Origin of the sequence: Bradyrhizobium glycinis (assembly GCF_016031655.1) — a bacterium.
In the GTDB taxonomy this organism is placed as follows: domain Bacteria; phylum Pseudomonadota; class Alphaproteobacteria; order Rhizobiales; family Xanthobacteraceae; genus Bradyrhizobium; species Bradyrhizobium glycinis.
In genome coordinates, this window is the sequence record NZ_JACCHQ010000011.1 from 92,998 (window position 1) to 105,824 (window position 12,827).

Sequence of the window (12,827 nt, forward strand, 5' to 3'; positions counted from 1 at the left end):
ATGAACGAGCAACCGCAGAATCTCCGCAACTTCACCATCAACTTTGGTCCGCAGCATCCTGCGGCGCACGGCGTGCTGCGCCTTGTGCTGGAGCTCGACGGCGAGGTGGTCGAGCGCGTCGATCCCCATATCGGCCTGCTTCATCGCGGCACCGAGAAGCTGATCGAGCAGAAGACGTACTTGCAGGCGATCCCGTATTTCGACCGGCTCGACTACGTTGCGCCGATGAACCAGGAGCACGCCTTCTGCCTCGCCGCCGAAAAGCTGCTCGGCATCGAGGTGCCGCGCCGCGGCCAGCTGATCCGCGTGCTCTATTGCGAGATCGGTCGCATCCTCTCGCATCTGCTCAACGTCACCACGCAGGCGATGGACGTCGGCGCGCTGACCCCGCCGCTGTGGGGCTTCGAAGAGCGCGAGAAGCTGATGGTGTTCTACGAGCGCGCCTCGGGCAGCCGCATGCATGCAGCCTATTTCCGCATCGGCGGCGTGCACCAGGACCTTCCGCAGAAGCTGATCGACGACATCGAGGCCTGGTGCGATCCGTTCCTCAAGGTGGTGGACGATCTCGACCGGCTGCTCACTGCCAACCGCATCTTCAAGCAGCGCAACGTCGATATCGGCGTGGTGCCGCTGAGGGAAGCCTGGGAGTGGGGATTCTCCGGCGTGATGGTGCGCGGCTCGGGCGCGGCCTGGGATCTGCGCAAGTCGCAGCCCTATGAATGCTACGCCGAGATGGATTTCGACATCCCGATCGGCAAGAACGGCGACTGCTACGACCGCTATCTGATCCGCATGGAAGAGATGCGCCAGTCCGTGCGCATCATGAAGCAGTGCATCCAGAAGCTGAACGCGCCCGACGGCAAGGGCCCCGTCGTCGTCGAGGACAACAAGGTGGCGCCGCCGCGCCGCGGCGAGATGAAGCGCTCGATGGAAGCGCTGATCCACCACTTCAAGCTCTACACCGAAGGCGTCCACGTGCCGGCCGGCGAAATCTATGCCGCGGTCGAGGCGCCGAAGGGCGAGTTCGGCGTCTATCTCGTCGCTGACGGCACCAACAAGCCCTACAAGTGCAAGATCCGCGCGCCGGGCTTTGCCCATCTGCAGGCCATGGATCACATCTGCCGCGGCCATCTGCTGGCCGACGTCTCGGCGATCCTGGGCTCGCTCGACATCGTGTTCGGAGAGGTCGATCGGTGATGGCGCAGGCGCCAATCCAGTTTGACCGCGCCTCGGGGGCCCTTGAAGGGGCCAACCTGTGGGAGCGGACGGCTGCCTTGGCGCTGGTGACGGGATCGAAGATCTCCTCGCACTTCTCGCATATGGGCTACATCGCCTGCGCGAATTTGCTGCGCAAGACGCTGCCCGAGCGGAACATCGCGATCAGGCTCAATCCCGACGCCGTGTTCGAGTTCCCTTACGGCGACGGCTATTGGAGCAAGCTGCTCAACCGCTCCTACATTTACGAGGACGAGCTCGAGCTCTTGTTCGCCAACTCCATCGACGTCGACTACACGCTGCTCGATTGCGGCGCCAATTACGGCTATTGGTCGGTGCTGGTCTCGAGCAAGCCGTTCGGCGCGCACAAGGCGATCGCGATCGAGCCGTCGGGCCAGAACTATTCGAAGCTCGCCAACAACGCCCGCATCAACGCTGGCCGCTTCGAGACCATGAAATGCGCCATCGGCGCGGCGCGCGGCACCGCGCGTCTGTCGGGCACCAAGCACGAGGCCTTCAGCATCGCCGGCGATCAGTCGGCGGGAGGCGAGGAGGTGCCGGTGATCGCGCTCGACAATTTGATCGAGGACGGCAAGGTCGCGGCCACCGGCAAGTACCTGATCAAGCTCGACGTCGAGGGCGTCGAGATCGAGGCGATCAAGGGCGGGGCACGACTGCTTCAGGCCGACAGCGTCATCATGTGCGAGGAGCACGGCAGCGACCGTTCTCATGCCGTGTCGCGTTTCATCCTCGAGCAGACCCCGCTGAAGCTGATCGTGTTCGATCCGCGCAGCAACCGCATGGAGACCGTGACCGAGCTGTCGATCCTCGATCGCATCAAGGTCTCGACCCACGTCGGCTACAACGTCTTCGGCACCGCAAGCGCATTCTGGCAGGACAGGATCGAAGCCCTCAACGCCAAGAACCTGAATGCCAAAAATCTGAATGCCAAGTCCGCGCGCCGCATGCAGTGAGAGATTGAAGAGATGTCCGTTCGCCGATTAGCACCGAAGGAAGTCCAGCCCGCGAGCTTTGCGTTCACGGAGGAGAACCTGGCATTCGCCCGGCAGCAGATCGCGAAATATCCCGCCGGCCGCCAGGCCTCCGCCGTCATCGCCATCCTCTGGCGCGCGCAGGAGCAGAACGAGGGCTGGGTGTCCGAAGCCGCGATCCGCGTCATCGCCGACATGCTCGACATGCCCTATATCCGCGTGCTGGAAGTCGCGACCTTCTACACCATGTTCCAGCTGGCCCCGGTCGGCAAGAAGGCCCACGTCCAGGTCTGCGGCACCACGCCGTGCCGGCTGCGCGGCGCCGAGGACCTGATCCACGTCTGCGAGCACCGCATCCATCACGAGCCCTTCCATCTCTCCAAGGACGGCAATTTCAGCTGGGAAGAGGTGGAGTGCCTGGGCGCCTGCGTGAACGCTCCGATGGTGCTGATCGGCAAGGACACCTATGAGGACCTGACCAAGGAAAGCTTCGGCAAGGTGCTCGATGGCTTCGCTTCGGGCAATCCGCCGAAGCCCGGTCCGCAGAACGGCCGCCAGTTCTCGGCGCCGATCACCGGGCCGACCACGCTGAAGGAGACCACCTGATGCGTGATCTCGCTTCGTCGGTAGCGCAGGGGAGCGGTGGCATGAAGAAGTGGGGCTTCATCGCGATGCACGCCGTGGTGGCGGCCGCCTTCATCTTCCTGCTGCAGCGCTTCGGCCTGAACGCATCGCTGGAATCGGCTTCGCTCTGGGCGCTGACGTTTGGCATCTGCGCCGCCGGACTTGCCTACAAGCAGTCCAATCGTTGATCGGAAAGCACTGATATGCTCGAGGACAAGGACCGCATCTTCAAGAACCTCTACGGCCTCCACGATTGGGGGCTCGAGGGGGCGCGGCGCCGCGGCGCCTGGGATGGCACCAAGAATATCATCGACAAGGGCCGCGACTGGATCATCAACGAGATGAAGGCGTCGGGCCTGCGCGGCCGCGGCGGCGCCGGCTTCCCGACCGGTCTCAAGTGGTCCTTCATGCCGAAGGAATCGACCGACGGCCGGCCGAGCTATCTCGTCGTCAACGCCGACGAGTCCGAGCCCGGCACCTGCAAGGACCGCGAGATCATGCGGCATGATCCGCATCTGTTGGTCGAGGGCTGCCTGATCGCCAGCTTCGCGATGAACGCGCATGCCTGCTACATCTATGTCCGCGGCGAGTTCATCCGCGAACGCGAGCGCCTTCAGGCCGCGATCGACCAGGCCTATGAAGCCAAGCTGATCGGCAAGGACAACGTCAACGGCTGGCCGTTCGACCTCTACGTTGCCCACGGCGCCGGCGCCTATATCTGCGGCGAGGAGACCGCGCTGCTCGAAAGCCTCGAGGGCAAGAAGGGCCAGCCGCGGCTGAAGCCGCCGTTCCCGGCCAACGTCGGTCTGTTCGGCTGCCCGACCACGGTCAACAACGTCGAGTCCATCGCCGTTGCGCCTGATATCTTGCGGCGCGGCGCGGCATGGTTCGCCGGCATCGGCCGGCCGAACAATGTCGGTACCAAGCTCTTCTGCATCTCCGGCCATGTCGAGCGGCCCTGCAATGTCGAAGAGGCCATGGGCATTCCGTTCCGTGAGCTGATCGACAAGCATTGCGGCGGCATTCGCGGCGGCTGGGACAACCTCAAGGCCGTGATCCCCGGCGGCTCGTCGGTGCGCATGGTGCCGGCCGAGCAGATCATCGACACGCCGATGGATTTCGACTCCCTGAGCAAGCTGCGCTCGGGCCTCGGCACCGCCGCCGTGATCGTGATGGACAAGTCGACCGACCTGATCCGTGCGATCGCCCGCATCTCCTATTTCTACAAGCATGAGAGCTGCGGCCAGTGCACGCCGTGCCGCGAGGGCACGGGGTGGATGTGGCGCGTCCTGACCCGCATGGCCGAAGGCCGCGCCCACAAGCGCGAGATCGACATGCTGCTCGAGGTCACCAAGCAGGTCGAAGGCCACACCATCTGCGCGCTCGGCGACGCCGCGGCCTGGCCGATCCAGGGCCTGATCACGCACTTCCGTCACGAGATCGAAGCGCGCATCGACCAATATTCGCACAAGGCCGATGTCGACGACATCGGCGTCCGCGATCCCGTGAACATGGTCGCGGCGGAGTAGGACAATGGCCAACGAACCCGACAGCATCGTGCTCGCCTTGCTCCGCAAGATCGATCAGCGAACCGAGAGGATGGCAGACGATCTGCAGGATCTGAAGGTGCGCGTGACCGCGGTGGAGGAGGGGTTGGCCGGAGTGAACCGCCGACTTGACCGGCTGGAGATTCGCGTCGACAGGATCGAGAGACGCCTCGAACTGACCGACGCCACGCATTGAGAGAACTGAGTCTATGACCAAGCTCATCATCGACGGCAAAGAGATCGACGTCCCCGCCGAGTACACGCTGCTTCAGGCGTGCGAGGCGGCCGGCGCCGAGATTCCGCGCTTCTGCTATCACGAGCGGCTGTCGATCGCCGGCAATTGCCGGATGTGCCTCGTCGAGGTGAAGGGCGGCCCGAAGCCGGTCGCGAGCTGCGCCTGGGGCGTGCGCGACTGCCGTCCGGGCCCCAAGGGCGAGCCGCCGGAGATTTCGACGCGGTCGCCGATGGTGAAGAAGGCACGCGAAGGCGTGATGGAGTTCCTTCTGATCAACCATCCGCTGGACTGCCCGATCTGCGACCAGGGCGGCGAGTGCGACCTGCAGGACCAGGCGATGGGCTATGGTGTCGATACCAGCCGCTTCGCCGAGAACAAGCGCGCGGTCGAGGACAAATATCTCGGCGCGCTGGTCAAGACCTCGATGAACCGCTGCATCCAGTGCACGCGCTGCGTCCGCTTTTCGGCGGAAGTGGCCGGCGCGCCCGAGATGGGCGCCACCGGCCGCGGCGAGGACATGGAGATCACGACCTATCTCGAGCACGCGCTGACGTCGGAACTGCAGGGCAATCTCGTCGACATCTGCCCGGTCGGCGCGCTGACCTCGAAGCCCTATGCCTTCGCGGCGCGCCCGTGGGAGCTCGGCAAGACCCAGTCGATCGACGTCATGGACGGTCTTGGCTCTGCGATCCGCGTCGACACCCGTGGCCGTGAGGTGATGCGGATCTTGCCGCGCATCAACGAGGCCGTGAACGAGGAGTGGATCTCGGACAAGACCCGGCACGTGGTCGACGGCCTGCGTACCCAGCGTCTTGACCGGCCCTATATCCGCGAGGCCGGCAAGCTGCGCGCCGCGAGCTGGCCCGAGGCCTTCGCCGCCATTGCCGCCAAGGCGGCCCGCACCGACGGCAAGCGCATCGGCGGAATCGCCGGTGATCTCGCCGGCGTCGAGGAGATGTTCGCGCTGAAGGACCTGCTCGCCAAGTACGGCTCGAGCAATCTGGCGGTGCAGGGCGGCGATGCCTTCGATCCCGCGCTCGGCCGCGGCTCCTACATCTTCAACCCGACGCTCGCCGGCATCGAGCAGGCCGACGCGCTGCTCATCATCGGCGCGAACCCGCGCAAGGAGGCGGCCGTGTTCAACGCCCGCATCCGCAAGCGCTGGCGCGCCGGCGGCTTCAAGGTCGGTGTGATCGGTGCCAAGGCCGACCTGACCTATGATTACGACCATCTCGGTGCCGGCACCGAGACGCTGGGTGAGCTCGCCGCCGGCAAGCACTCCTTCATGGACGTGCTGAAGAACGCCAAGAACCCGATCATCCTGGTCGGTGCGGGCGCGGCCGCCCGTCACGACGGCGCCGCCATTCTCGCAGCCGCCGCCAAGCTCGCGCTCGATGTCGGCGCGGTGAAGGACGGCTGGAACGGCTTTGGCGTGCTGCACGAGACCGCCTCGCGCGTCGGCGCGCTCGACATCGGCTTTGCCGCAACCAGCGGCGGCCTCAATGCCGCGCAGATGACGACCTTCGGCACGCTCGACTTGCTGTTCCTGCTCGGCGCCGACGAGATCAAGGCCCCGGACGGCACCTTCGTCGTCTATATCGGCACCCACGGTGATCGCGGCGCACACCGCGCCGACGTCATCCTGCCGGCGGCTGCCTACACCGAGAAGTCCGCGATCTACGTCAACACCGAAGGCCGCGTGCAGATGACCGGCCGCGCCGCGTTCCCGCCGGGCGAGGCCCGCGAGGACTGGGCGATCATCCGCGCGCTGTCGGAAGCGCTCGGCAAGAAGCTCGGCTACGACTCGCTTGCGCAGCTGCGCCAGGCGGTGTTCAAGGCCGTGCCGCATCTGATCCGTCTCGACCAGATCGAGGCCGGCTCGGCCGACCAGGTCAAGAAGCTGGCGGGGAAGGGCGGCTCGCCCGAGAAGGCGCCGTTCAAGCCTCTGGTCGAGGACTTCTATTTGACCAACCCAATCGCGCGTGCGTCCGCCGTGATGGCGGAATGCTCGCGCCTCGCCTCCGGGCAGATGCTGACCGCAGCAGAGTGAGCGTGATCTGATGGAATTCTTCGAAAGCGCATTCTGGACCGGATTTCTCTGGCCGCTGATCATCATGGTCGCGCAGAGCGTCCTGGTGCTCGTCGTCCTGCTGGTGGCGATCGCCTACATCCTGCTCGCCGACCGCAAGATCTGGGCGGCGGTACAGATCCGCCGCGGCCCGAACGTGGTCGGTCCGTGGGGCCTTCTGCAGTCTTTCGCCGACCTGCTCAAGTTCGTGCTGAAGGAGCCGATCATCCCGGCCGGCGCCAACAAGGGTGTGTTCCTGCTGGCGCCGCTGGTGTCCTGCGTGCTCGCGCTCGCCGCCTGGGCGGTGATCCCGACCAATCTCGGCTGGGTGATCTCCGACATCAATGTCGGCGTCCTCTTCATCTTCGCGATCTCGTCGCTGTCGATCTACGGCATCATCATGGCCGGCTGGTCGTCGAACTCGAAATATCCCTTCCTGGCTGCGCTGCGCTCGGCCGCGCAGATGGTGTCCTACGAAGTCTCGATCGGTTTCGTGATCATCACCGTGCTGCTCTGCGCCGGCACGTTGAACCTCACGGCCGTGGTCGAGGCCCAGCATGCGCGCGGCCTCGCCAGCCTGATCGGGCTGCCGCAGCTCACGATCCTGAACTGGTACGTCTGGCCGCTGTTCCCGATGTTCGTAGTGTTCTACGTCTCGGCGCTGGCGGAAACCAACCGTCCACCCTTCGACCTCGTCGAAGCCGAATCCGAGCTCGTCGCCGGCTTCATGGTCGAATACGGCTCGACGCCCTACCTCTTGTTCATGCTCGGCGAGTATGTCGCGATCGTCACGATGTGCGCGTTGGCGACCATCCTGTTCCTCGGAGGCTGGCTGCCGCCGGTCGATCTGCCGCCCTTCAACTGGGTGCCGGGGATCATCTGGTTCTCGCTGAAGCTGTTCTTCATGTTCTTCCTGTTCGCGATGGCGAAGGCGATCGTGCCGCGCTACCGCTACGACCAACTGATGCGCCTTGGCTGGAAGGTATTCCTGCCGTTGTCGCTGGTGATGGTGGTCGTGGTGGCCGGCGTGCTGCATTTCGCCGGCATCGCGCCGAAGTGAGGGCCGTCATGGGTATCAACGTCAACGCCACTGCACGCTCGCTTCTGCTGTCGGAATTCGTCTCGGCGTTCTTCCTCGCCATGCGCTACTTCTTCCAGCCGAAGCCGACCATCAACTATCCGTTCGAGAAGAACCCGATCTCGCCGCGGTTCCGCGGCGAGCACGCGCTGCGCCGCTATCCGAACGGCGAAGAGCGCTGCATCGCCTGCAAGCTGTGCGAGGCGATCTGCCCGGCGCAGGCCATCACCATCGAGGCCGGCCCGCGCCGCAACGACGGCACCCGCCGCACCGTGCGCTACGACATCGACATGGTGAAATGCATCTATTGCGGCCTCTGCCAGGAAGCCTGTCCGGTCGATGCCATCGTCGAAGGCCCGAACTTCGAGTTCGCGACCGAGACCCGCGAGGAACTCTATTATGACAAGGCCAAGCTGCTCGCCAACGGCGACCGCTGGGAACGCGAGATCGCGAAGGCGATCGAGCTCGACGCGCCGTACCGGTGAGGTGAGGGCATGATCCTTCCCGCGCTGTTCTTCTATCTTTTCGCCGGCGTCTGCGTCGCCTCGGCCGTGATGGTGATTGTCTCGCGCAATCCCGTGCACTCGGTGCTGTACCTGATCCTGGCCTTCGTCAACGCCTCCGGCCTGTTCGTGCTGATGGGCGCCGAGTTCCTCGGCATGATGCTGATCGTCGTCTATGTCGGCGCGGTCGCGGTGTTGTTCTTGTTCGTGATCATGATGCTCGACGTCGACTTCCTCGAGCTGCGCGAGGGCTTCATCGAATACTTGCCGGTCGGCCTCGTGATCGGCGGCATCTTCCTGTTCGAGCTGCTGCTCACCGTCGGCTTCTGGGTCATCAATCCCGGCGTCTCCAAGGCGATCACGGCGGCGATCCCGGCCAATGTCAGCAATACCGAGGCGCTCGGTCTCGTGCTCTATACGAAGTACATCCACTACTTCCAGCTCGCCGGCATGGTGCTGCTGGTCGCGATGATCGGTGCGATCGTGCTGACGCTGCGGCACAAGGCGAAGGTCAAGCGGCAGGACATCAACGTTCAGAACGCACGCACGCCCGACATGGCGATGGCGATGCGCAAGGTCGCGTCGGGGCAGGGGCTCTCGGACGCCGATGCTGCGGAGTGGGTGAAATGACGATCGGGCTCGGACATTATCTGGCGGTCGGCGCGATCCTGTTCACGCTCGGGATCCTCGGCATCTTCCTGAACCGCAAGAACATCATCGTCATCCTGATGTCGATCGAGCTGATCCTGCTCTCGGTCAACATCAACCTCGTGGCGTTCTCGACCTTCCTCGGCGACATCGTCGGCCAGGTCTTTGCGCTGCTGGTGCTGACGGTCGCTGCTGCGGAAGCTGCGATCGGTCTCGCCATCCTGGTGGTCTATTTCCGCAACCGCGGCTCGATCGCGGTTGAGGACGTCAATCTGATGAAGGGCTGAGCTCTCAAATGGTTCAGGCGATCGTTTTCCTGCCTCTGCTGGGCGCCATTTTGGCCGGCCTGATCGCGCTTGTGGGCGCGCATGCCCGCAACCCCTCGGGCGACGAGGTCGAGCATCACGGCGACCACGGCCACGGCGCGCATGCGCATGCATCCGATACGATCAACGAGGATGCATCCGTCATTCACGAGACGCATCACGAGCCCGGTGACGGGCATGACGGTCACGGTCCGGCCGAGCCGCCGGCGGCGGGCTCGCGCGCGGCCGAGCTGATCACCACCGGGCTGCTGTTCGTCGCGGCGGCGCTGTCCTGGATGACGCTGGTCGATGTCGGCTTCATGCACCATGACATGAGGATCCAGCTGCTGCCCTGGATCTTCTCCGGCGACCTCCAGGTCTGGTGGACGCTGCGCGTCGATACGCTCACGGCCGTGATGCTGGTGGTGGTGACGACCGTGTCCTCGCTCGTGCACCTCTATTCCATCGGTTACATGGACGAGGACCCGAACCGGCCGCGCTTCTTCGGCTATCTCTCGCTGTTCACCTTCGCCATGCTGATGCTGGTGACGGCCGACAACCTGGTGCAGCTGTTCTTTGGCTGGGAGGGCGTGGGTCTCGCCAGCTACCTCTTGATCGGCTTCTGGTACCAGAGGCCCTCGGCGAACGCCGCTGCCATCAAGGCCTTCGTGGTCAACCGAGTCGGCGATTTCGGCTTCGCGCTCGGCATCTTCGCGGTCTTCATGCTGGTCGGCTCGACCGATTTCGAGACCATCTTCCACGCCGCGCCCGGCCTCACCGGCAAGACCATCAACTTCCTGGGCTGGCACGCCGACGCGCTGACCCTGACCTGCCTGTTGCTGTTCATGGGCGCGATGGGCAAGTCCGCCCAGTTCCTGCTGCACACCTGGTTGCCGGACGCGATGGAAGGCCCGACCCCGGTGTCGGCGCTGATCCACGCCGCGACCATGGTCACCGCCGGCGTGTTCATGGTGGCGCGTCTGTCGCCGCTGTTCGAGCTCGCGCCGAATGCCCAGGCCGTCGTGATGTTCTTCGGCGCGACCACGGCGTTCTTTGCCGCGACCATCGGCCTCGTCCAGAACGACATCAAGCGCATCGTCGCCTACTCGACCTGCTCGCAGCTCGGCTACATGTTCGTGGCGATGGGGGCAGGGGCCTATTCGGTCGGCATGTTCCATTTGTTCACGCACGCCTTCTTCAAGGCGCTGCTGTTCTTAGGCTCCGGCTCGGTGATCTACGCGATGCACCACGAGCAGGACATCCGCAACATGGGCGGCCTCTGGAAGAAGATCCCCTACACCTATGCGGTGATGGTGGTCGGCACGCTGGCCCTGACCGGCTTCCCGCTCACGGCCGGCTATTTCTCCAAGGACGCCATCATCGAGTCCGCCTACGCCTCGCACAATCCGTTCGCGGTGTACGGCTTCCTGATGACGATCATCGCGGCCGGCCTGACCTCATTCTACTCCTGGCGCCTGATCTTCAAGACCTTCCACGGCGAGCCGCATGACGAGCATCACTACGAGGCCGCGCATGAGGCTCCGCTCTGGATCCTGATCCCGATCGGCGTGCTCGCTGTCGGCTCGATCCTGGCTGGTTTCCCGTTCAAGGAGCTGTTCGCCGGTCACGGCATCGAGGAGTTCTTCCGTGAGTCCGTGAAGATGAACCCGCACATCATCGAGGAGATGCACCACATCCCCGCGACCATCGCTTTCCTGCCGACGGTGATGATGGTGGTGGGCTTCCTGATTTCGTACCTGTTCTATATCCAGCGGCCCTACATCCCGGTCCAACTCGCCAAGGAGCAGCCGGGGCTGTACCAGTTCCTGCTCAACAAATGGTACTTCGACGAGCTCTACGACTTCATCTTCGTCCGTCCGGCGAAGTGGATCGGCTACCAGCTCTGGAAGAAGGGCGACGGCTTCATTATCGACGGCTTCGGCCCCGACGGCGTCTCGGCCCGCGTGCTGGACGTCACCCGCAACGTCGTCAAGATCCAGACCGGCTATCTCTATCACTATGCATTCGCCATGCTGATCGGCGCCGCCGGCCTGATCACCTGGTTCATGTTCGGCTTTGGAGGCCAGTAAATGACAACCTGGCCCATTCTTTCGGTCACGACGTTCCTGCCGCTGGTCGGCGCGCTGATCGTCTATCTCAGCCGCGGCGATGATGAGGCGGCCAAGCGCAATTCGCGCTGGATCGCGCTCTGGACCACGCTGATCACCTTCGCGGTGTCGGTGATCCTGGTCATGCGCTTCGATCCCGGCAATCCCGACTTCCAGTTCGTCGAGAAGGCGAACTGGCTCGCCACCGGCATCACCTACCACATGGGCGTCGACGGCATCTCGCTGCCGCTCGTGATCCTCACCACCGCCGTGATGCCGTTCTGCATCATCGCGAGCTGGAAGGCGATCACGAGCCGCGTCCGCGAATACATGATGGCGTTCCTGATCCTGGAAACGCTGATGGTCGGCACCTTCTCGGCGCTCGATCTCGTGCTGTTCTACCTGTTCTTCGAGGGCGGCCTGATCCCGATGTTCCTGATCATCGGCGTCTGGGGCGGTCCGCGCCGGGTCTATGCCTCGTTCAAGTTCTTCCTCTACACGCTGCTCGGCTCGGTGCTGATGCTGCTCGCCATCATGGCGCTGTACTGGAACGGCGGCACCACTGATATCCCAACCCTGATGCACACCGCTGTGCCGCGGTCGTTGCAGACCTGGGCGTGGCTCGCCTTCTTCGCCTCCTTTGCGGTGAAGATGCCGATGTGGCCGGTGCACACCTGGCTCCCCGACGCGCACGTTGAGGCGCCGACCGCGGGCTCTGTGGTCCTCGCCGCGATCCTCCTGAAGATGGGCGGCTATGGCTTCCTGCGCTTCTCGCTGCCGATGTTCCCGCTGGCCTCGCACGATTTCGCGCCACTGATCTTCACGCTTTCGGCGATCGCCATCATCTACACCTCGCTGGTCGCCCTGATGCAGGAGGACATGAAGAAGCTGATCGCGTACTCCTCGGTCGCGCATATGGGCTTCGTCACCATGGGCATCTTCGCCGGCACCATGCAGGGTGTCGCCGGCGGCATGTTCCAGATGATCTCGCACGGCATCGTCTCCGGCGCGCTGTTCCTCTGCGTCGGCATCGTCTACGACCGCCTGCACACCCGCGAGATCGCGGCCTATGGCGGCCTCGTCAATCGGATGCCGCTCTATGCGATGACCTTCATGGTGTTCACCATGGCCAATGTCGGCCTGCCCGGCACGAGCGGCTTCGTCGGCGAGTTCATGACGCTGCTCGGCACCTTCAAGGTCTCGATCCCGACCGCGTTCTTCGCCAGCTTCGGCGTGATCCTCTCGGCCGCCTATGCGCTGTGGCTCTACCGCAAGGTCGTGTTCGGGGCGTTGGTCAAGCCGTCGCTGGCGAGCATGAAGGATCTCACCTTCCGGGAGTGCCTGACGCTGTTTCCCATGATCGCGCTGACGATCCTGTTCGGCGTCTGGCCGAAGCCGGTGCTCGACATGTCGGCCGCCTCGGTCCAGCAACTCGTCAACAATTACAACACCGCCGTGACGGCCGTGAAGGCCGCCGCACTGCTCCAGTGATCGGGCAGGTCAG

At 64.3% G+C, this 12,827-nt stretch carries 13 protein-coding genes; all 13 read left to right on the forward strand.

Features of this window, described 5'->3' with window-relative positions:
• Genes HZZ16_RS17870 through HZZ16_RS17930 form a run of 13 tightly spaced genes read left to right on the forward strand, consistent with a single transcriptional unit; the run spans window position 1 to window position 12,814 of the window.
• Window positions 1-1,197: an NADH-quinone oxidoreductase subunit D gene (locus HZZ16_RS17870; RefSeq protein WP_197950034.1), complete on the forward strand. Its 1,197-nt coding sequence runs from the start codon at window positions 1-3 to the stop codon at window positions 1,195-1,197.
• Entirely contained in the window at window positions 1,197-2,189 is a 993-nt protein-coding gene (locus tag HZZ16_RS17875; protein WP_197950036.1) for an FkbM family methyltransferase, read from the forward strand. The genes HZZ16_RS17870 and HZZ16_RS17875 overlap by 1 nt, the downstream gene beginning before the upstream one ends.
• A 12-nt stretch (window positions 2,190-2,201) precedes the next feature.
• On the forward strand, window positions 2,202-2,813 hold the full coding sequence (gene nuoE, locus HZZ16_RS17880) for an NADH-quinone oxidoreductase subunit NuoE (protein WP_061877839.1): 612 nt from the start codon (window positions 2,202-2,204) through the stop codon (window positions 2,811-2,813).
• The gene (locus HZZ16_RS17885) at window positions 2,813-3,019 is read left to right on the forward strand and encodes a hypothetical protein (protein WP_197950038.1); all 207 of its coding nucleotides are present in this window, start codon (window positions 2,813-2,815) and stop codon (window positions 3,017-3,019) included. Before nuoE ends, HZZ16_RS17885 begins: the two co-directional genes overlap by 1 nt.
• Window positions 3,020-3,034: 15 nt before the next feature.
• Window positions 3,035-4,360 carry an NADH-quinone oxidoreductase subunit NuoF gene (gene nuoF, locus HZZ16_RS17890; protein WP_183238902.1) on the forward strand — a complete coding sequence of 442 codons (1,326 nt, stop codon included), beginning with the start codon at window positions 3,035-3,037 and terminating at the stop codon, window positions 4,358-4,360.
• Window positions 4,361-4,364: 4 nt separating this feature from the next.
• Window positions 4,365-4,574: a hypothetical protein gene (locus HZZ16_RS17895; protein WP_197950041.1), complete on the forward strand. Its 210-nt coding sequence runs from the start codon at window positions 4,365-4,367 to the stop codon at window positions 4,572-4,574.
• A gap of 13 nt (window positions 4,575-4,587) precedes the next feature.
• Complete coding sequence (gene nuoG, locus HZZ16_RS17900; protein WP_197950043.1) at window positions 4,588-6,663, forward strand: NADH-quinone oxidoreductase subunit NuoG; 2,076 nt, start codon at window positions 4,588-4,590, stop codon at window positions 6,661-6,663.
• Window positions 6,664-6,673: 10 nt separating this feature from the next.
• The gene (nuoH, locus tag HZZ16_RS17905) at window positions 6,674-7,741 is read left to right on the forward strand and encodes an NADH-quinone oxidoreductase subunit NuoH (RefSeq protein WP_100232716.1); all 1,068 of its coding nucleotides are present in this window, start codon (window positions 6,674-6,676) and stop codon (window positions 7,739-7,741) included.
• An 8-nt stretch (window positions 7,742-7,749) separates the two neighbouring features.
• Entirely contained in the window at window positions 7,750-8,244 is a 495-nt protein-coding gene (gene nuoI / locus HZZ16_RS17910) for an NADH-quinone oxidoreductase subunit NuoI (RefSeq protein WP_210342510.1), read from the forward strand.
• A gap of 9 nt (window positions 8,245-8,253) precedes the next feature.
• Entirely contained in the window at window positions 8,254-8,892 is a 639-nt protein-coding gene (locus tag HZZ16_RS17915) for an NADH-quinone oxidoreductase subunit J (RefSeq protein ID WP_197950045.1), read from the forward strand.
• Window positions 8,889-9,197: an NADH-quinone oxidoreductase subunit NuoK gene (nuoK, locus tag HZZ16_RS17920; protein WP_008547737.1), complete on the forward strand. Its 309-nt coding sequence runs from the start codon at window positions 8,889-8,891 to the stop codon at window positions 9,195-9,197. Before HZZ16_RS17915 ends, nuoK begins: the two co-directional genes overlap by 4 nt.
• A gap of 8 nt (window positions 9,198-9,205) precedes the next feature.
• On the forward strand, window positions 9,206-11,305 hold the full coding sequence (gene nuoL, locus HZZ16_RS17925; RefSeq protein WP_197950047.1) for an NADH-quinone oxidoreductase subunit L: 2,100 nt from the start codon (window positions 9,206-9,208) through the stop codon (window positions 11,303-11,305).
• On the forward strand, window positions 11,306-12,814 hold the full coding sequence (locus tag HZZ16_RS17930) for an NADH-quinone oxidoreductase subunit M (protein WP_197950049.1): 1,509 nt from the start codon (window positions 11,306-11,308) through the stop codon (window positions 12,812-12,814).
• Window positions 12,815-12,827: the final 13 nt, after the last annotated feature.